At 55.4% G+C, this 18438-nt stretch carries 19 protein-coding genes; 11 read left to right on the top strand and 8 right to left on the bottom strand.

The genetic code is table 11. The features are described 5' to 3' along the window. The first annotated feature begins 31 nt into the window (after positions 1-31). The 8 genes from mtlD to trmL all read left to right on the top strand — a co-directional run bounded on the left by mtlD (position 32) and on the right by trmL (position 8110). A complete protein-coding gene (mtlD, locus tag ACVCAM_RS18670) occupies positions 32-1180 on the top strand; it encodes a mannitol-1-phosphate 5-dehydrogenase (protein ID WP_025910554.1) in 1149 nt (382 codons plus the stop codon). After that, positions 1177-1767: a mannitol operon repressor MtlR gene (mtlR, locus tag ACVCAM_RS18665; RefSeq protein ID WP_008502725.1), complete on the top strand. Its 591-nt coding sequence runs from the start codon at positions 1177-1179 to the stop codon at positions 1765-1767. The genes mtlD and mtlR overlap by 4 nt, the downstream gene beginning before the upstream one ends. Before the next feature lie 58 nt (positions 1768-1825). Next, positions 1826-2188: a YibL family ribosome-associated protein gene (locus tag ACVCAM_RS18660; RefSeq protein WP_008502724.1), complete on the top strand. Its 363-nt coding sequence runs from the start codon at positions 1826-1828 to the stop codon at positions 2186-2188. A 271-nt stretch (positions 2189-2459) separates the two neighbouring features. Next, positions 2460-4115 carry an L-lactate permease gene (lldP, locus tag ACVCAM_RS18655; protein WP_025910565.1) on the top strand — a complete coding sequence of 552 codons (1656 nt, stop codon included), beginning with the start codon at positions 2460-2462 and terminating at the stop codon, positions 4113-4115. Continuing rightward, on the top strand, positions 4112-4885 hold the full coding sequence (lldR, locus tag ACVCAM_RS18650; protein ID WP_407222940.1) for a transcriptional regulator LldR: 774 nt from the start codon (positions 4112-4114) through the stop codon (positions 4883-4885). The genes lldP and lldR overlap by 4 nt, the downstream gene beginning before the upstream one ends. Then, entirely contained in the window at positions 4882-6069 is a 1188-nt protein-coding gene (lldD, locus tag ACVCAM_RS18645; RefSeq protein ID WP_008502721.1) for a quinone-dependent L-lactate dehydrogenase, read from the top strand. Before lldR ends, lldD begins: the two co-directional genes overlap by 4 nt. Before the next feature lie 181 nt (positions 6070-6250). Next, positions 6251-7591, top strand: a complete 1341-nt coding sequence (locus tag ACVCAM_RS18640; protein WP_025910569.1) for an MFS transporter — start codon at positions 6251-6253, stop codon at positions 7589-7591. Positions 7592-7636: 45 nt separating this feature from the next. After that, the gene (trmL, locus tag ACVCAM_RS18635) at positions 7637-8110 is read left to right on the top strand and encodes a tRNA (uridine(34)/cytosine(34)/5-carboxymethylaminomethyluridine(34)-2'-O)-methyltransferase TrmL (RefSeq protein ID WP_021242431.1); all 474 of its coding nucleotides are present in this window, start codon (positions 7637-7639) and stop codon (positions 8108-8110) included. Here trmL and cysE read toward each other — a convergent pair. From cysE to ACVCAM_RS18610, 5 genes are all read right to left on the bottom strand, one after another. Next, on the bottom strand, positions 8107-8928 hold the full coding sequence (gene cysE, locus ACVCAM_RS18630) for a serine O-acetyltransferase (RefSeq protein ID WP_008502718.1): 822 nt from the start codon (positions 8926-8928) through the stop codon (positions 8107-8109). The two genes, trmL and cysE, sit on opposite strands and share 4 nt — an antisense overlap. A 74-nt stretch (positions 8929-9002) precedes the next feature. Then, entirely contained in the window at positions 9003-10022 is a 1020-nt protein-coding gene (gene gpsA, locus ACVCAM_RS18625) for an NAD(P)H-dependent glycerol-3-phosphate dehydrogenase (RefSeq protein WP_025910572.1), read from the bottom strand. Beyond that, the gene (secB, locus tag ACVCAM_RS18620) at positions 10022-10489 is read right to left on the bottom strand and encodes a protein-export chaperone SecB (RefSeq protein ID WP_008502716.1); all 468 of its coding nucleotides are present in this window, start codon (positions 10487-10489) and stop codon (positions 10022-10024) included. Before secB ends, gpsA begins: the two co-directional genes overlap by 1 nt. 32 nt (positions 10490-10521) lie before the next feature. Continuing rightward, the gene (grxC, locus tag ACVCAM_RS18615) at positions 10522-10773 is read right to left on the bottom strand and encodes a glutaredoxin 3 (protein ID WP_008502715.1); all 252 of its coding nucleotides are present in this window, start codon (positions 10771-10773) and stop codon (positions 10522-10524) included. 11 nt (positions 10774-10784) lie between these two features. Continuing rightward, a complete protein-coding gene (locus ACVCAM_RS18610) occupies positions 10785-11216 on the bottom strand; it encodes a rhodanese-like domain-containing protein (protein ID WP_008502714.1) in 432 nt (143 codons plus the stop codon). 247 nt (positions 11217-11463) lie between these two features. Here ACVCAM_RS18610 and gpmM point away from each other — a divergent pair, with 247 nt between their 5' ends. From gpmM to ACVCAM_RS18595, 3 genes are read left to right on the top strand one after another with little or no spacing between them, the layout of a single operon-like run. Next, a complete protein-coding gene (gpmM, locus tag ACVCAM_RS18605; protein ID WP_023294812.1) occupies positions 11464-13008 on the top strand; it encodes a 2,3-bisphosphoglycerate-independent phosphoglycerate mutase in 1545 nt (514 codons plus the stop codon). Positions 13009-13041: 33 nt separating this feature from the next. Further along, a complete protein-coding gene (gene envC / locus ACVCAM_RS18600; protein ID WP_025910576.1) occupies positions 13042-14301 on the top strand; it encodes a murein hydrolase activator EnvC in 1260 nt (419 codons plus the stop codon). A 3-nt stretch (positions 14302-14304) separates the two neighbouring features. Next, positions 14305-15237: a divergent polysaccharide deacetylase family protein gene (locus ACVCAM_RS18595; protein ID WP_025910578.1), complete on the top strand. Its 933-nt coding sequence runs from the start codon at positions 14305-14307 to the stop codon at positions 15235-15237. A 33-nt stretch (positions 15238-15270) separates the two neighbouring features. Here ACVCAM_RS18595 and ACVCAM_RS18590 read toward each other — a convergent pair whose 3' ends face one another. From ACVCAM_RS18590 to ACVCAM_RS18580, 3 genes are all read right to left on the bottom strand, one after another. After that, positions 15271-16191 carry a capsular polysaccharide synthesis protein gene (locus ACVCAM_RS18590; RefSeq protein WP_240520118.1) on the bottom strand — a complete coding sequence of 307 codons (921 nt, stop codon included), beginning with the start codon at positions 16189-16191 and terminating at the stop codon, positions 15271-15273. Between the two features lie 15 nt (positions 16192-16206). Next, a complete protein-coding gene (locus ACVCAM_RS18585) occupies positions 16207-17055 on the bottom strand; it encodes a glycosyltransferase (protein WP_025910583.1) in 849 nt (282 codons plus the stop codon). Positions 17056-17126: 71 nt separating this feature from the next. After that, the gene (locus ACVCAM_RS18580) at positions 17127-18389 is read right to left on the bottom strand and encodes an O-antigen ligase family protein (RefSeq protein ID WP_309487306.1); all 1263 of its coding nucleotides are present in this window, start codon (positions 18387-18389) and stop codon (positions 17127-17129) included. Positions 18390-18438: the final 49 nt, after the last annotated feature.

The following is an 18438-nucleotide window of genomic DNA, read 5'->3' as shown; positions in this document are numbered from 1 at the left end:
TCGGGTAAAAACATTGATGAAGGTTAACACTATGAAAGCATTACATTTTGGCGCAGGTAATATCGGTCGTGGTTTTATCGGTAAACTGCTGGCAGACGCGGGCATTACCCTGACATTCGCCGATGTGAATCAGGTCGTCCTGGATGCCCTGAATGCCCGTCATAGCTATCAGGTCCATGTGGTGGGCGAAAACGAGCAGGTTGAGACAGTATCTGGCGTCAACGCGGTCAGCAGCATCGGCGACGACGTTATTGATCTTATCGCCAGCGTCGATCTGGTCACCACCGCCGTGGGCCCGGTTGTGCTTGAGCGCATCGCCCCTGCGGTCGCGAAAGGCCTGGCAAAACGTAAAGCGCAGGGTATCGACACCCCGCTGAACATCATCGCCTGTGAAAACATGGTGCGCGGCACCACGCAGCTGAAAGGCCACGTTCTCAACGCTGTGGCAGATGAAGACAAAGCCTGGGTGGAAGCGCACGTCGGTTTTGTGGATTCCGCCGTGGACCGCATCGTTCCGCCGTCAGAATCTGCCACCAACGACCCGCTGGAAGTGACCGTGGAAACCTTCAGCGAGTGGATCGTTGATAAAACCCAGTTTAAAGGCGACTTGCCTACTATTCCGGGAATGGAATTAACCGATAACCTGATGGCATTTGTCGAACGCAAACTCTTCACGCTGAACACCGGGCATGCTATAACCGCGTACCTCGGAAAATTGGCCGGTCATCAGACCATTCGTGATGCGATCCTCGATGAGAAGATCCGCGCGGTGGTAAAAGGGGCAATGGAAGAGAGCGGCGCGGTGCTGATCAAACGCTACGGTTTTGATGCTGAGAAACACGCAGCATACATCCAGAAAATCCTCGGTCGCTTTGAAAACCCGTATCTGAAAGATGACGTTGAGCGCGTGGGCCGCCAGCCGCTGCGTAAGCTGAGCGCGGGCGACCGCCTGATTAAGCCGCTGCTGGGCACGCTGGAATACGGTCTGCCGCACGCCAACCTGGTGAAAGGAATTGCCGCCGCGATGCACTACCGCAGCGAGCAGGACCCGCAGGCGCAGGAACTGGCTCAGCTGATTGATACCCAGGGCGCGCAGGCTGCGCTGGCGCAGATTTCCGGTCTGGACGCCAACAGCGACGTGGTTGTGGAGGCGGTTAACGCATACAACGCAACCAAATGATGCAGAATGCGGCGCAGGTAATCCTGCGCCCTGATTACAGATTGTCAGATATGCAGGCAATAATGGAACAAACCCAGGCCTTTGAAAATCGTGTGCTTGAGCGTCTGAATGCTGGCAAAACCGTACGAAGCTTCCTGATTGCCGCCGTCGAGCTGTTAACCGAGGCGGTGAATATCCTGGTGCTTCAGGTGTTTCGCAAAGACGACTACGCGGTAAAATATGCTGTAGAACCGTTACTGGACGGAGACGGACCGCTGGGCGATCTATCCGTGCGTCTGAAGCTGATTTATGGTCTTGGCGTGCTGAACCGACAAGAGTATGAAGATGCGGAGCTGCTAATGGCGTTGCGCGAAGAACTCAACCATGACGGTAACGAATACACCTTTACCGACGATGAGATCCTGGGGCCGTTCGGCGAGCTGCACTGCGTCACCGCGCTTCCTCCGGCACCGCAGTTTGATAACAGCGACCCGGAGCTCTACGCGATGCAAAAGCTGCGTTATCAACAGGTTGTCCGTTCTACGATGGTCCTTTCCCTGACTGAGCTGATTTCCCGAATCAGCTTAAAAAAAGCGTTTCAGAAGTAAGCCTGCTCACATTGGTGTATCCTTCCCTGTAAATTCCCCGTTTTCAGAGTTATTTGTCATGAAAGAAGTCGAAAAGAACGAAATTAAACGCCTGAGCGACCGCCTGGATCTCATCCGCCACCAGATGGCGGGCCTGTCGCTGGTCGACTCCGCCGAGAAGTACGCCGAGCTTGAGAAAGAGACCGCGAAGCTGGAAGCGGAGATCGAGCGCCTGCGCGAGGTCAAAGGCCAGAAGCTGAGCAAAGAAGCGCAGAAGCTGATGAACATGCCGCACCGCCGTGCGATCACCAAAAAAGAGCAGGCCGACATGGGCAAGCTGAAGAAAAGCGTCCGTGGTCTGGTGGTGGTTCACCCGATGACCGAGCTTGGCCGCGAAATGGGCCTGAAAGAGATGACGGGTTTTTGTAAGACGGCGTTCTGATTTCATGCCGGGTGGCGCTGCGCTTACCCGGCCTACTCTTTTCCCCTTCGCGTGAATTGGTCCAACCAATAGCGCAATCAATCCTCCCCCGGTTCACAATTCCATTATTTCCGCTCACAAAACCATTGCTAGCTCATAACATCTGGTTAACCATTCATTGTCATTAACCCTACAACACAACATTGGCAGGACCACTTTTACACAGACTGTGACGCAGAGATGAGCGGAGACTCACCCGCAGCGCAGGCTGTCTGGTCCCCAGGAGACCTGCATGAGCCTCTGGCAACAAAACTACGACCCGGCCGGAAATATCTGGCTGTCGAGCCTGATCGCATCGCTGCCGATCCTGTTCTTCTTCTTTGCGCTGATTAAGCTCAAGCTGAAGGGCTACCTTGCCGCGACGTACACCGTCGCCATCGCCCTGATGGTGGCGCTGTTCTTCTACAAGATGCCGGTCGATCGCGCACTGGCCTCCGTCGTCTACGGTTTCTTCTACGGCCTGTGGCCGATTGCGTGGATCATCATCGCGGCGGTCTTCGTCTATAAAATCTCGGTGAAAACCGGGCAGTTCGACATCATCCGCTCGTCGATTCTCTCCATCACGCCGGACCAGCGCCTGCAGATGCTGATTGTCGGCTTCTCCTTCGGGGCGTTTCTGGAAGGCGCGGCAGGCTTTGGCGCACCGGTGGCGATCACCGCCGCGCTGCTGGTGGGGCTGGGCTTTAACCCGCTGTATGCCGCGGGCCTGTGCCTGATTGTGAACACCGCGCCGGTGGCGTTTGGCGCGATGGGTATTCCGATTCTGGTGGCGGGCCAGGTGACCGGTCTGGACAGCTTTGAGATTGGCCAGATGGTTGGCCGCCAGCTGCCGTTCCTGACCATTATCGTCCTCTTCTGGATCATGGCGATTATGGACGGCTGGCGCGGCGTGAAGGAGACCTGGCCTGCGGTGATGGTGGCGGGCGGTTCGTTCGCGATTGCCCAGTACCTCAGCTCGAACTTCCTTGGCCCGGAGCTGCCGGACATCATCTCTTCGCTGGTGTCGCTGGTCTGCCTGACGCTGTTCCTGAAACGCTGGCAGCCGGTTCGTATTTTCCGCTTCGCCGACATGGGCGCTTCGCAGGTCGATCAAACGCTGGCCCGCACCGGCTACACCGCAGGCCAGGTGATCCGCGCCTGGTCGCCGTTCCTGTTCCTGACCGCCACGGTTACGCTGTGGAGCATCCCGCCGTTTAAAGCCCTGTTCGCCCCGGGCGGCGCGCTGTACGACATGGTCATTAACGTTTCTGTCCCGTTCCTCGACAAGATGGTCGCCCGTATGCCGCCGGTGGTGCACGCCGCCACGCCGTATGCCGCGGTCTATAAATTCGACTGGTTCTCCGCCACCGGGACCGCCATCCTGTTTGCCGCTATTCTTTCCGTGGTGTGGCTGCGCATGAAACCTGCGGCTGCGGTACAGACCTTTGCGGCGACCGTTAAAGAGCTGATGCTGCCGATTTACTCCATCGGCATGGTGCTGGCGTTCGCGTTTATCTCGAACTACTCCGGTCTGTCATCAACGCTGGCACTGGCGCTGTCCCATACCAGCCACGCCTTCACCTTCTTCTCGCCGTTCCTCGGCTGGCTGGGGGTGTTCCTGACCGGTTCCGATACCTCGTCTAACGCCCTGTTTGCCGCACTGCAGGCAACGGCGGCCCAGCAGATTGGCGTGTCGGACGTCCTGCTGGTGGCCGCAAATACCACCGGCGGCGTGACCGGGAAAATGATCTCCCCGCAGTCCATCGCCATTGCCTGTGCGGCGGTGGGACTGGTCGGTAAAGAGTCGGATCTGTTCCGCTTTACCGTGAAACACAGCCTGATATTCACCTGCATGGTCGGGGTGATCACCACCCTGCAGGCCTATGTCTTAACCTGGATGATCCCATGATAGTGATGCCCAGACGCCTGTCCGACGAGATTGCCTCTCGCGTGCGGGCGCTGATTGAAGAACAACAGCTGGAAGCGGGCATGAAGTTGCCCGCCGAACGCCAGCTCGCCGCCCAGCTTGGCGTGTCGCGCAATTCACTGCGCGAGGCGTTGGCAACGCTGGTCAGCGAAGGGGTGCTGGTAAGCCGTCGCGGCGGCGGCACCTTTGTACGCTGGCAGCATGACGACTGGTCCGAGCAAAACATCGTTCAGCCGCTGAAAACGCTGATGGAGAACGACCCGGACTACAGCTTCGACATCCTTGAAGCGCGTCACGCCATCGAAACCAGTACCGCCTGGCACGCGGCCATGCGGGCAACCGAGGCCGACAAAGAGAAACTCATCGCCTGCTTTGAGGCCACGCAAAGCAGCGACCCGGATATCGCCTCCCAGGCGGACGTGCGCTTTCACCTGGCGATTGCCGAGGCGTCGCACAACGTGGTGCTGCTCCAGACCATGCGCGGGTTCTTCGACCTGCTGCAATCCTCCGTGAAGCAGAGCCGCCAGCGGATGTATCTGGTTCCGCCGGTGTTTGCCCGGCTGACCGAACAACACGAGGCGGTGCTCAACGCCATTCTGGCCGGCGATGCCGAGGCCGCACGCAAAGCGATGATGGCGCATCTCGGTTTCGTGCACACCACGATTAAACGATTCGATGAAGACCAGGCCCGACAGGCGCGTATTACCCGTCTGCCTGGCGACAGTGATATTTCCAGGGAGAACAAAGGATGATTATTTCAGCAGCCAGTGACTATCGCGCCGCGGCGCAGCGCATTTTGCCCCCGTTCCTGTTCCACTACATTGACGGAGGGGCGTATGCCGAATACACCCTGCGCCGCAACGTGGAAGACCTGTCGGAGGTGGCGCTGCGCCAGCGCGTGCTGAAGAATATGTCTGACCTCAGCCTTGAGACGAAACTGTTCAACGAAACGCTCTCCATGCCGGTCGCGCTCGCGCCTGTCGGCTTATGCGGCATGTACGCCCGCCGTGGTGAAGTGCAGGCCGCCGCGGCGGCGGATGCCAAAGGCATTCCGTTTACCCTCTCTACCGTCTCGGTTTGTCCGATCGAAGAGGTCGCCCCGACCATCAAGCGCCCGATGTGGTTCCAGCTGTACGTCCTGCGGGATCGCGGCTTTATGCGTAACGCGCTCGAGCGCGCCAAAGCGGCGGGCTGCTCCACGCTGGTCTTTACCGTTGATATGCCGACCCCCGGCGCGCGCTACCGCGATGCCCACTCCGGCATGAGCGGCCCAAATGCGGCGCTCCGCCGCTACTGGCAGGCGGTAACGCATCCACAGTGGGCGTGGGACGTCGGCCTGAACGGTCGTCCACACGATCTGGGGAATATCTCGGCGTATCTGGGTAAACCCACCGGGCTGGAGGATTACATCGGCTGGCTGGCGAACAACTTCGATCCGTCCATCTCCTGGAAAGACCTGGAGTGGATCCGCGAATTCTGGGACGGCCCGATGGTGATCAAGGGGATCCTCGATCCGGAAGATGCCCGCGACGCGGTCCGCTTTGGCGCAGACGGGATTGTGGTCTCTAACCACGGCGGACGCCAGCTCGACGGCGTGCTCTCTTCCGCCCGCGCCCTGCCGGCCATTGCCGATGCGGTGAAAGGCGATATTGCCATCCTGGCCGACAGCGGGATCCGCAACGGGCTGGACGTGGTGCGCATGATTGCGCTGGGTGCCGACAGCGTGCTGCTGGGCCGCGCGTATCTGTACGCCCTGGCGACGGCGGGCCAGGCGGGCGTGGCGAATCTGCTTAACCTGATCGAAAAAGAGATGAAGGTAGCGATGACGCTGACCGGTGCAAAAACGATTAGCGAAATCAGCAGGGATTCTCTGGTTCAGGAGTTAAGCAAATTACCGGCAGCGCTGGCTCCGCTTGCTCAGGGAAACGCGGCCTGAATTACCCCTCGTTAACACCTCTTCTCACGCGTCCGATCTCCCCCTCGGGCGCTTTTTTACGCCAAAAATAACATCCAGATAACATATTGGATAAGAAAATTTGACATCTACCTGTCGCCCGCAATTGTATAGACAAGCAAAGACAAGAACACAAAAACAACATCACATCAGAGGGGAGCGTATGACCTATTCAGGTAAGGTGGATATTCAGCAGGTGATCGACGTTAGCCGCTTTTCAGGGTTTCACTGGCTGCTCATTGTGCTGGGCTTTCTGGTTCTGGCGATCGATGGCTTTGATACGGCGGCGATGGGCTACATCGCGCCCACGCTGTCGGCAGAATGGGGGATCCATAAGCAGGATCTGGGGCCGGTGCTGAGCGCGGCGCTGCTGGGGCTGTCGCTGGGCGCGCTGATTGCCGGTCCGGTATCGGACCGGATGGGACGCAAGCGCGTGCTGGTCTTCTCCTGCCTGTTCTTCGGCCTCGCGAGCCTGGGGACGGCCTGGGCGCAAAGCCTGAATACCCTGACGCTGTGGCGCTTCCTGACCGGCCTGGGGCTCGGTGCCGCCATGCCGAACGCCATTACGCTGATCTCCGAGTTTGCCCCCCAGCGCTGTCGCGCGATGGCGATCAATACCATGTACTGCGGCTTCCCTCTGGGTGCGGCGGGCGGCGGCGCGATCTCGTCCTGGCTGATTCCCCACCACGGCTGGCGAAGCGTGCTGCTGACCGGGGCAATTGCGCCGCTGATTTTAACGCTGCTGCTGGCGCTGCTTTTACCGGAGTCGGTGAAGTTTCTGGTGCAGCGCGGGAAAGATGTCATGCAGATCCGCCGTATCGCCAGCCGGTTCTCGCGCAGCACGCTGGAGGGCGTCACGGGCTTTTTCCTGGCGGAGGAGAAGGTCGCGTCTAAAAAAGGGAGCGTGTCGCAGCTGTTTTCCATGCCCTGGCTACCCGGCACCCTGATGCTGTGGATCACCTACTTTATGGGACTGGTGATTTATTACGTACTGCTGAGCTGGATGCCGACGCTGATGCAGGGGATGGGCTATGCCCTGGCGGAATCCGCATGGCTGACTTCGCTGTTCACCTTCGGCGGTACCGCGGGGATCCTGCTCGCGGGCTGGATGATGGACCGCTGGGAAGCGCACAGGGTGGTTGCGTGTGGTTTCGTCCTGACGATGGGCCTTATTCTGTTACTGGGCATTGAGCATAACCATATCGCCCTGTTTGGCGGGCTGATCTTCCTGATGGGGATCGCGATGAACGGTGCGCAGTCGGGCATGCAGACCCTGGCCGCCACCTTTTACCCTACCGAGTGCCGCGCGACGGGCATCGCCTGGATGCAGGGCATCGGCCGCTTTGGCGGCGTGGCGGGAACCATGACCAGCGCCCAGCTTCTTTCCATGCAGTGGCAGGCAGACAGTATTTTAATGATCCTCAGCGTGCCCGCTCTGGTGGCCGCTGCGGCAATCGTCTACAAAATGCTGTACAGCCGCTCGCAGGAACCCGGCGTCGCGTAGTTCCTCTCTTTTCTGCTATTCTGCCCCCGCAATTAAGGGGGCAGCATGCTTAACATCGTTTTATTCGAACCAGAAATTCCGCCGAATACCGGCAATATTATCCGCCTGTGTGCCAACACCGGTTTTCGTCTGCACATTATTGAGCCGATGGGCTTTACGTGGGACGACAAACGCCTGCGTCGCGCAGGGCTGGATTATCATGAATTTACCGCCGTTATTCGTCACCATGATTACGCCGCGTTTCTGGAAGCAGAGCAGCCGCAGCGCATGTTCGCCCTGACCACTAAAGGCACGCCAGCGCACAGCGCCGTAAGCTATCAGGCAGGTGACTATCTGATGTTTGGCCCGGAAACCCGCGGCCTGCCGGCCACGATTCTGGATGCCCTGCCCGCTGAGCAGAAAATCCGTATTCCGATGATGCCGGACAGCCGCAGCATGAACCTGTCGAACGCGGTGTCGGTGGTGGTGTATGAAGCATGGCGCCAGCTGGGATATCCGGGCGCCATTCTCAGAAGTTAAATGCCGTCACCATACTCGAAGGTATGGTGAATGCCGTTGAAGTGCTGATCCATATCCATGGACGGCTTATCGCTGTCTGGCTTACCGACGATGCGCGCCGGTACGCCAGCGGCGGTGGTGTGCGGCGGCACCGGCTGGAGCACCACGGAGCCTGCGCCGATCTTCGCGCCGCGTCCGACTTCGATATTGCCGAGGATTTTAGCACCCGCGCCAATCATCACCCCTTCACGAATTTTCGGATGGCGATCGCCGCTGGTTTTCCCGGTACCGCCCAGGGTAACCGACTGCAGGATCGAGACGTCGTCTTCAATCACCGCCGTTTCCCCGACAACGATCCCGGTGGCGTGGTCGAGCATGATCCCGCGGCCAATCTTCGCCGCCGGATGAATATCAACCTGAAACGTCACGGAAACCTGGTTTTGCAGGAAGATCGCCAGCGCGCGGCGGCCTTCATTCCATAGCCAGTGGCCGATGCGGTAAGCCTGCAGGGCGTGGAAGCCTTTCAGGTACAGCAGCGGCGTAGAATATTTATCGACCGCCGGGTCACGCGTGCGCACCGCCTGGATATCACAGGCGGCAGAGGCGATCATTTCCGGGTCAGCGGCGTAAGCCTCTTCCACCACCTCACGAATCGCAATCGCGGGCATGATCGAGGACGCCAGCTTGTTGGCGAGCATATAGCTCAGCGCGCTGCCGAGGTTTTCGTGCTTGAGTAGCGTTGCGTGGTAGAAACTGGCCAGCATAGGCTCACAGTCGGCCAGCGCCCGGGCTTCGGCTTTAATGTTATTCCAGACGATATCCAGTTCTTCACACGGCATTGCTTACTCCAGACGATAGTTAATGACCAGCCAGTTCTGCGCTGGCTGGGTCATTCAGGTGACAACGGTTCCGACTAGTTACTGCTGCGCTCGTCCTTGCGCGCACGACCTAATAAGGTCAATGCTGCCTCGCGCGCATTTTTTCCGCAATACAATACCTGATAAATTTCCTCGGTTATTGGCATTTCGACACCGAAACGGTGCGCCAACTCGCGGACTTCTTTGGTATTGCGGTAGCCTTCCACCACCTGGCCAATCTTCTCCTGCGCGCTTTTTACATCGCTGCCCTGTCCGAGCATCATGCCAAAGCGGCGGTTACGAGACTGGTTGTCGGTACAGGTCAGCACCAGATCGCCCAGGCCAGCCATCCCCATAAAGGTGGCCGGATCGGCACCCAGCGCTTCGCCCAGGCGGGACATCTCGGTCAGACCGCGGGTGATCAGCGCCGTACGGGCGTTGGCACCAAAACCAATGCCGTCGGACATCCCGGCGCCAATCGCAATCACGTTCTTCACCGCGCCGCCCAGCTGCACGCCGATAAAATCGGGGTTGCTGTAAACGCGGAAGCTCTTGCCGCAGTGCAGCAACTGCTGGAGATCGTCGGAGAAGGCCCGATCGGTGGAGGCCAGTGAAATCGCCGTCGGCAGGCCAGCGGCCAGCTCTTTGGCAAAGGTCGGGCCGGAGATGACCGCCAGCGGGATCGCATCACCCAGCGCTTCGCGGGCAACGTCCTGCAGCAGGCGTCCGGTTTCGGCTTCCAGTCCTTTCGTCGCCCAGACAACGCGCGCATCCGGGCGCATCAGCGGCTTAATCTGACGCAGCACGTCGCCAAAGACATGGCTCGGGACCACAATCAGAATGTTGCGGCTGGCCGCCAGCGCGGTCGCAAGGTCGCTTTCAAGGTGCAGGGTGTCAGGGAACGGAACGTCCGGGAGAAACGCCACGTTACAGCGGTCGCGCTGTAGCGTCGCGATATGTTTTGGGTCGTGGCCCCACAGGACCACATCGTGACCATTTCTTGCCAGCGTGATGGCAAGAGCGGTGCCGTATGAGCCGGCACCGATCACAGTCATTGACGCATTAACAGTGCTCATCAGGCATCCTGATGTTGTTCAGCACCTTCGCCAGCTTGCTGCTGCAGATAGTTCATGAACAGCGCATCAAAGTTAACTGGCGCAAGGTTCAGTTGCGGGAATGTACCGCGAGAAACCAGGCTGGTGATGCATTCACGTGCATACGGGAACAGAATGTTCGGGCAGTACGCACCCAGGCAATGCGCCATCTGGTTGCCTTCGATACCGCCGATGGAGAAGATACCGCCCTGCTGTACTTCACACAGGAAAGCAGTCTCTTCGCCCAGAGAAGCGGTCACGGTCACACGCAGTACGACTTCATACACGTCATCAGCCAGTTGGGTTGATGCGGTATCCAGATCAAGTTTAACCTCTGGCTGCCAGTCTTTCTGGAAAACGTGCGGCGCATTTGGCGCTTCAAAAGAGACATCTTTGGTGTAGATGCGCTGGATCTGGAAAATCATTTCATTATTGCTTTGTTCTGACATGGAAATACCCTTTTTAATTGTCCTAAAGTCTCTTAGCTCAGCAGCGGATCGAGTCCACCACGGGCATCGAGCGCATACAAGTCATCACAGCCGCCAATGTGCTGCGCATCAATAAAAATCTGTGGAACCGTCGTACGACCACTACGTTGGATCATCTCTTCGCGTTTAATCGCGTCACCGTCAATCGGCAGTTCCTGGAACGTGACGCCTTTGCTGTTCAGCAGCGCTTTCGCACGGTGGCAGAACGGGCACGTCGCTTTGGTGTAGATCTCAATATGGGCCATGACTGAACTCCTTATTTACCGCGTACCAAAGGAAGATTTTCCCCGCTCCAGCCGGAAATGCCTTCTTTCAGCACAGATACGTTTTCGAAGCCTGCTTTATGTAGCAGGCTGGCGGATTCCTGCGCCTGCATGCCGGTACCGTCAACAACGATAATCGGCTGGGCTTTATGCTTCTCAAGCTCGCCCACGTTGTTCGCTTTGATTTCAGCAGGCAGCAGGTTAATCGCACCTGCAATGTGCCCTTTGCGGAAATCGTCACGCTGGCGCAGATCGACCACGACAGCATCTTCTTTGTTAATCAGACGCGTCGCTTCACCACGGGTGATAACCTTAATCTTAGACGTCAGGCTCTTAAATGTGGTGAACAGCACAGCAGCCAGCAGGCCAATCCACGCGATGCTCAGAACCGGATGGCGGCTAACGAATTGCATAATTTCTTGCATGGAGGGTAACTACTCCCGACTTAGTGATTAAAAAAACCAGGACAGGAGTATACCTGTGCGTTCTGGCAAATACAGCCAGCGACCCTAACCTAATCCATTTTCTGCGGCATGCCACCTAAAAAAATGCCTCAAAATGGTCTGGCGAGTACCTTGCCCCTGCGCTTTCTTTGATCTTCTGCGGCTATTTGATCGATTCAGCTGTAGTAAAATTACGCAAATTTTGACTCTTGAGCATGAGGTTGTCGCAATGTCGGTTTCTAAAAAACCTATGGTACTGGTGATTCTGGATGGCTATGGCTACCGTGAAGACAGCCAGGATAACGCTATTTTCAACGCCAAAACCCCGGTCATGGATGCCCTGTGGGCAAAACGTCCGCATACGCTGATTGACGCGTCTGGCCTGGAAGTGGGCCTGCCGGACCGCCAGATGGGCAACTCCGAAGTCGGTCACGTTAACCTGGGCGCCGGGCGTATCGTGTATCAGGACCTGACGCGTCTGGACGTTGAAATCAAAGAACGCACCTTCTTCTCCAACCCAACGTTGTGTGGCGCGGTTGATAAAGCCGTTGCTGCTGGCAAGGCCGTTCACATCATGGGTCTGCTCTCTGCTGGCGGCGTTCACAGCCACGAAGATCACATCATGGCAATGGTTGAACTGGCCGCTGAGCGCGGTGCGGAAAAAATCTATCTGCACGCCTTCCTGGACGGTCGCGACACGCCACCACGCAGTGCGGAAGGCTCCCTGAAAGCCTTCGAAGACAAATTCGCCGCGCTGGGTAAAGGCCGCGTGGCCTCCATCATTGGTCGTTACTACGCCATGGACCGCGACAACCGCTGGGATCGCGTTGAACAGGCCTATGACCTGCTGACCCTGGCAAAAGGGGAATTCCAGTTCGCGACCGCCGTTGAAGCGCTGGAAGCGGCTTATGCACGCGATGAAAACGACGAATTCGTAAAAGCGTCCGTGATTCGCGCTGAAGGCCAGGCCGATGCCGCCATGGAAGACGGCGACGCGCTGATCTTCATGAACTTCCGCGCTGACCGCGCGCGCGAAATCACCCGTGCGTTCGTCAACAGCGACTTCGACGGTTTTGCCCGTAAGAAAGTGGTAAACATCGACTTCATCCAGCTGACCGAATACGCGGCAGACATCAAAGCGCCGTGCGCATACCCACCGGCCTCGCTGGCAAATACCTTCGGTGAGTGGATGGCGAAGAACGACAAAACGCAGCTGCGTATCTCCGAAACGGAAAAATACGCGCACGTGACCTTCTTCTTTAACGGCGGCGTTGAAGAGCCGTTCAAAGGCGAAGAACGTATTCTGATCAACTCCCCGAAAGTCGCCACCTACGATCTGCAGCCAGAAATGAGCTCTGCAGAATTGACTGAAAAATTGGTTGCGGCCATCGAGAGCGGCAAATACGACACCATCATCTGTAACTACCCGAACGGCGACATGGTCGGTCATACCGGGGTGATGGAAGCGGCAGTGAAAGCGGTTGAAGCGCTGGACCACTGCGTTGAGCAGGTGGCGAAAGCGGTTGAATCCGTTGGCGGCCAGCTGCTGATCACCGCGGATCACGGTAACGCTGAACAGATGCGCGACCCGGCGACCGGACAGGCGCACACCGCCCACACCAACCTGCCGGTTCCGCTGATTTATGTGGGTGATAAATCAGTGAAAGCCGTAGAAGGCGGCAAGCTTTCTGACATCGCGCCAACCATGTTGTCGCTGATGGGGATGCCGATCCCTGAAGAGATGACTGGTAAGCCGCTGTTCATCGTGGAATAATCGCTCCCCATGAGGGGAAAGGCGATTTTTTCAATCACATGGGTCGTGAAGCCGCTTAGGTTATCAGTCAGACCTCTGTTTTACGCCAGCGCACTCAGCGCTGGCGTATTGCTGTGCGCCGCATCCGCCCACGCGGATGACCGCGACCAGTTGAAATCCATTCAGGCCGATATCGCCGCCAAAGAGCGTGCGGTACGCCAACAGCAGCAACAGCGCGCCGCCCTGCTCGCCCAGCTTAAGCAGCAGGAAGAGGCCATCTCCGCTGCCACGCGTAAACTCCGTGAAACGCAAAACACCCTTGCCCAGTTGAATAAGCAGATCGACGAGATGAACGCGTCGATTGCCAAACTGGAGCGCCAGCGCGATGCGCAGGAGCGCAACCTTGCCGCACAGCTTGATGCCGCATTCCGCCAGGGTGAACATACCGGACTCCAGCTGATCCTCAGCGGCGAAGAGAGCCAGCGCGGCCAGCGCCTGCAGGCCTACTTTGGCTATCTGAACCAGGCGCGTCAGGAGACGATCGCGCAGCTGAAGCAGACGCGCGAAGAGGTCTCCACGCAAAAAGCCGAGCTGGAAGAGAAGCAGAGCCAGCAGCAGACGCTGCTCTACGATCAGCAGGCCCAGCAGGCAAAGCTTGAGCAGGCACGCAACGAGCGTAAGAAAACCCTGGCCGGTCTCGAGTCCTCGATTCAGGAAGGGCAGAGCCAGCTGAGCGAAATGCGCGCCAACGAATCGAAACTGCGCAACAGCATCGCCCGTGCTGAAGCCGCAGCGAAAGCGCGCGCCGAAAAAGAGGCTCGCGAGGCGCAGGCCGTTCGCGACAAGCAGCAGGAAGCCTCCCGCAAAGGGACCACCTACAAGCCAAGCGAAAGCGAACGTTCCCTGATGTCGCGTACCGGCGGCCTCGGCTCTCCTCGCGGTCAGGCTTTCTGGCCCGTTCGCGGTTCAATTCTGCATCGCTATGGCGAACAGCTGCAGGGTGAGCTACGTTGGAAAGGGATCGTTATCGGTGCGTCTGAAGGTAGCGAAGTGAAAGCCATCGCCGATGGCCGCGTGATTCTGGCCGACTGGCTGCAGGGTTACGGGCTTGTGGTAGTGGTCGAGCACGGTAAAGGCGACATGAGTCTTTACGGCTACAACCAGAGCGCGCTGGTCAGCGTCGGCACGCAGGTGCGCGCTGGCCAACCCATCGCCCTTGTGGGCAGCAGTGGCGGTCAGGGCCGCCCGTCACTCTATTTCGAAATTCGTCGTCAGGGTCAGGCGGTCAATCCACAGCCGTGGTTGGGAAGATAAGTTTTGCTTCAATTTCGTCGAATCGTTTTCTCCGTCGTCAGCGCGCTGGCGCTGGCTGCACCGGTATACGCCGGTAAGCTCGCTATCGTGATTGATGACTTCGGTTATCGCCCACATTATGAAAACCAGGTGCTGGCGATGCCGTCGGCCATCTCCGTTGCCGTCCTGCCGAATGCCCCCCACGCGCGTGAGATGGCGACCAAAGCCCACAGCAGCGGGCATCAGGTTCTCATCCACCTGCCTATGGCCCCGCTCAGCAAGCAGCCGCTGGAAAAAGATACCCTGCGCCCGGATATGAGCAGCGAGGAGATCGAGCGCATCATCCGCGACGCCTACAACAAGGTGCCGTATGCCGTAGGGCTGAACAACCATATGGGCAGCGCGATGACGTCGAGCCTGTACGGGATGCTCAAAGTGATGCAGGCGCTGGAGCGCTATAACCTCTACTTCCTCGACAGCATGACCATCGGCAACAGCCAGGCAATGCGCGCCGCTCAGGGAACGGGCGTAAAGGTGATTAAGCGCAAGGTGTTCCTGGATGATACCCAGAACGAAGCCGATATTCGCGTGCAGTTTAATCGCGCGGTACAGCTGGCCCGCCGCAATGGTTCGGCCATTGCCATCGGTCACCCCCACCCGTCTACCGTCCGCGTCCTGCAGCAAATGCTGCCGACCTTACCTTCCGATATCACGCTGGTGCGCCCGAGCGATCTGCTGAATGAGCCGCAGGTGGATAGCTCTACGCCGAATTCTGCGCAGCCCACCCCGACGGCGCCGCGTAATCCGTTCCGCGGCGTGAAGCGCTGCGTACCGAAGCAGCCGCTAGAACCGGTCTACGCGACCCGCTTCTTCTCTGTCATCGGAGACAGCATCAGTAACAGTACGCTGGTGAAATACGTCCAGCAGCAGTGGCAGGGATGGGGTAAGAAAGCCTGACGATAATAAGCCACCGTCATGGTGGCTTTTTTCTCACTTTAGTTCGAAAGTGCCATCAAGGATCAGGCTATATATTGTCGGCTGGCCGTTGTTTGAAGTACGGTAAGACCCTTTATAAGACAATTTATATATGCCTATAGGGTCTTCCATAAATTGTTTTTGTATTTCCAGTGAGAAATGCTCATTCATACTATTTTTTAGTAAAAAACGATTTTCACCGAGCACAGGTTGAGATAAAATAATTTCTCTTGAGTGGCTATCGTTTTCAAAATAATAAGAAAAGATATAATCCATTAAAAAATAGTCTATGATTTTATCATGCTTTTGCCAGTATTCTAAAAGCACATTCATTACATTACCGATTAAATAGCCATTTTTCTCGGAAACCAAAAAATAAGTTGTCCAGAAACCGTTGCTAATACTCCCAGAGCAATCTGCTGGAGTGAAACGCAAAGAACAAAATGAGGAATTGGCAAGGTAGGAAGGTAAATCATGAGCCATAAATATGGTAGAGTCAAGCCATACACCGCCATATTCATACAATAAACAGCAACGTAATAAATCAGAGAAGTGAGCTTTACCGATCAATTCAGAATTATATTTCTCAATAATCACATCAGGTAGTGTGATATAATCCGAGAAATTATCTTCAGTAATAATTATAATCTCATATCCATTTGAGTGTTTATAAACAGAGTCGACACAGTGTTTAACTAACTCAGGCGCGTTATCCAGCCCCTGGAACCAGCAGATCCAGATAATGTTTGATTGCATCGGTTCCGCTGTGTGCGAATCGTCAGGTTGAACCTTGAGATCATCAATAATGCTAAAAATCGCTTCTTTTTTCTTCCGCTCAAAATGGCAAGCAGCACGCTGAAAAAGAGAAAAACCCGTTTTGTTGTGCCAGCGCCGGGTTTTCTTGATGAGCTTATTCGTTGCATTGAGATTCATCATTTCACCTAATTAAATTCAGAATAGCTCTTTTAGCGTACGGCGAAACAGTTTCATTTTTAATTTAGCGTCTTTTTTACGCCCGCGTAATAAGAAATTCATGCGCGATGATGTAAAGCCACGAAACGACATAAGTTGGAATAAATTATTACTGCGGGTCACTTCAGACATGTGCCGACGGTATTTAAAATAGAGTTTCCGATACGCATTGTATTTTTTAACCTGCGACGTAATCCGATCGCTCCCGTGTTCAGCATCCACCATCGCAGTACTGAAACTGTATTTGATTCCTGGACCATACTTCAGAATTAATTTAATCCACACATCGCGATCTTGCTGCTGTTTAATTTCAGGGGAAAATCCGCCTACGCCTAACAGTTTTTCTTTTGTGGTCAATACCTGATTGCCAACCACGTTTTCACACAGAATATCCTGCAGCTCAATGATTCGTTTGTCATCAGTTTCCGGATAGGTACGGTGGGTTTTGTCCAACCTGGCGGGCGTGTCCGTCACGAAAGCATACTTATCATCATACCGCTCAGCGAGCTTCTTCAAACGCTCTGGCAGGAAATAATCGTCGTCATCAAGCCCCGTTACAAACACGCCGTGCGAAAGCGCATAGCCCCGGTTACGGCTGAAGTTAGAACCGCTGTTCTTTTCGTTACGCTCGTAGACGAAATGTACAAAGCGCGCCTCACACTCAGCGCGCATACGCTCGATAAGTTGAGGGGTTTTCTCATTGGAGCAGTCATCAACAATAACCAATTCTACTGCGGGATATGTCTGAGCAATAACTGAACGAATTGCGCGTTCCAGCAACGCCTCTCTGTTGTAGGTGGTGATGATGACTGAAATCAGTTCGTTCATGGGATACTCGTCTGGTAAAAGGTATTTCTCCCTCGGAAGAATACCTTTTTCCCGAGGGAGAATCAAAACGGTTACTTAATGACAGTACGATGTTTGTTTTGTTCCAGGAAAACAATCGACATTATCAGCGTCAACATCCACGCAACAGGGGTTGTTTTAGAATAGAACATCACACCACCTACGCCGAACATAACAATCGAAACCAGGAACGCGAAAAGTATAATACTTTTACGTTTACGTAATGCATACCAGCCAAGCGATATCACAAACAGAATATAAAGAAGAACGCCTGAAGGTCCTTTCACTGAAAGCGTTTCGACGATTTCATTATGAAGATGACCGCGGATGTGATCCAGCGCGCCTGACAAGCTTGGGTCTTTATTAACCTCGGCAATTATCTTTGCGTTTCGCTCATCTGTCGACTGCCATAAATAATTATTTTTAGACGCAGCTAATCCCGTTTTCCACATAGCAAAACGAGCCCCAACAGAAGTGGCACTGTTCGCTTTATCATAGGAAACAATGTCATTGTTAAAGTCGTTATAACGCTTTATCAGGCTGTCTTTCATCATAAATGCACCAGCCAGCAACGCGATCAGGAAAACCACAACTCCCTTCCATGGGATATGCTTTTCCTTGTAGAACTTCACTACCAGCAATGCGAAGAAAATAATCGGATAGGTCAGAATGGCTGCTCGAGTTTCTGTCGCCACCAGTACCAGGAAAGTGATAAAAAAATGCCCGAGTACAAACAACTCTTTCCATCTACTTAAACTGTGCTGAAGCACCAGAATCGTGTAGAACGAAATAAATGAAATGGTATAAGCGGCCCCTGTCGCATCCGCCCCACCGGCAAGAGAAAACGTAACCCTTTGGTTACCAAGAAAAATATTTTGGTATCCTGCATAGACAATAATCATCACCTGCAGCGTGATGACCAGCAACATATGGATTTTATTGCTGCCGATTTTGAATTGCTCTCTGCTCACAAGCATGAAGATGGAGAATGCCCCGAAAAGGCAGATTTTCCCGACTTCCAGATAGGCGCGATACGAGTTGATCGCCTCACTGTCAACCTTATACATCCGGTACCAGGCCAAATCGCAAATTCCAATAGCCAGCAGGACCAGACAAAGCCAGAATGCATCGTTCTTTCTGAAGTTTTTAATATCCAATAAGAAAATAACGAATGCTGTCACACCCGCCAGGCCCAAAATTTTGGCGGATAAGTTAGGTGAAACAACGACGCAACCAAAAGCTAAAGCACACAGTCCGAAGAGTAGCTGCAGCAATACAAACTGGACCTTATCTCGTTCTACATTAATCATCATCATTCCATTTACTATAAAGGCAAAGCAGACTAGCACGCTGCTAAAGGCAAGT

The organism is Enterobacter sp. CFEC122 (genome assembly GCF_052983755.1).
This window is presented reverse-complemented; position numbering and strand designations above follow the sequence as displayed.

Excerpts from the sequence above, each read along its gene's own strand:
- mtlD (WP_025910554.1), top strand. The coding sequence starts at position 32 with ATGAAAGCATTACATTTTGGCGCAGGTAATATCGGTCGTGGTTTTATC.
- mtlR (WP_008502725.1), top strand. The coding sequence starts at position 1,177 with ATGATGCAGAATGCGGCGCAGGTAATCCTGCGCCCTGATTACAGATTG.
- ACVCAM_RS18660 (WP_008502724.1), top strand. The coding sequence starts at position 1,826 with ATGAAAGAAGTCGAAAAGAACGAAATTAAACGCCTGAGCGACCGCCTG.
- lldP (WP_025910565.1), top strand. The coding sequence starts at position 2,460 with ATGAGCCTCTGGCAACAAAACTACGACCCGGCCGGAAATATCTGGCTG.
- lldR (WP_407222940.1), top strand. The coding sequence starts at position 4,112 with ATGATAGTGATGCCCAGACGCCTGTCCGACGAGATTGCCTCTCGCGTG.
- lldD (WP_008502721.1), top strand. The coding sequence starts at position 4,882 with ATGATTATTTCAGCAGCCAGTGACTATCGCGCCGCGGCGCAGCGCATT.
- ACVCAM_RS18640 (WP_025910569.1), top strand. The coding sequence starts at position 6,251 with ATGACCTATTCAGGTAAGGTGGATATTCAGCAGGTGATCGACGTTAGC.
- trmL (WP_021242431.1), top strand. The coding sequence starts at position 7,637 with ATGCTTAACATCGTTTTATTCGAACCAGAAATTCCGCCGAATACCGGC.
- cysE (WP_008502718.1), bottom strand. The coding sequence starts at position 8,928 with ATGCCGTGTGAAGAACTGGATATCGTCTGGAATAACATTAAAGCCGAA.
- gpsA (WP_025910572.1), bottom strand. The coding sequence starts at position 10,022 with ATGAGCACTGTTAATGCGTCAATGACTGTGATCGGTGCCGGCTCATAC.
- secB (WP_008502716.1), bottom strand. The coding sequence starts at position 10,489 with ATGTCAGAACAAAGCAATAATGAAATGATTTTCCAGATCCAGCGCATC.
- grxC (WP_008502715.1), bottom strand. The coding sequence starts at position 10,773 with ATGGCCCATATTGAGATCTACACCAAAGCGACGTGCCCGTTCTGCCAC.
- ACVCAM_RS18610 (WP_008502714.1), bottom strand. The coding sequence starts at position 11,216 with ATGCAAGAAATTATGCAATTCGTTAGCCGCCATCCGGTTCTGAGCATC.
- gpmM (WP_023294812.1), top strand. The coding sequence starts at position 11,464 with ATGTCGGTTTCTAAAAAACCTATGGTACTGGTGATTCTGGATGGCTAT.
- ACVCAM_RS18590 (WP_240520118.1), bottom strand. The coding sequence starts at position 16,191 with ATGATGAATCTCAATGCAACGAATAAGCTCATCAAGAAAACCCGGCGC.
- ACVCAM_RS18585 (WP_025910583.1), bottom strand. The coding sequence starts at position 17,055 with ATGAACGAACTGATTTCAGTCATCATCACCACCTACAACAGAGAGGCG.
- ACVCAM_RS18580 (WP_309487306.1), bottom strand. The coding sequence starts at position 18,389 with ATGATGATGATTAATGTAGAACGAGATAAGGTCCAGTTTGTATTGCTG.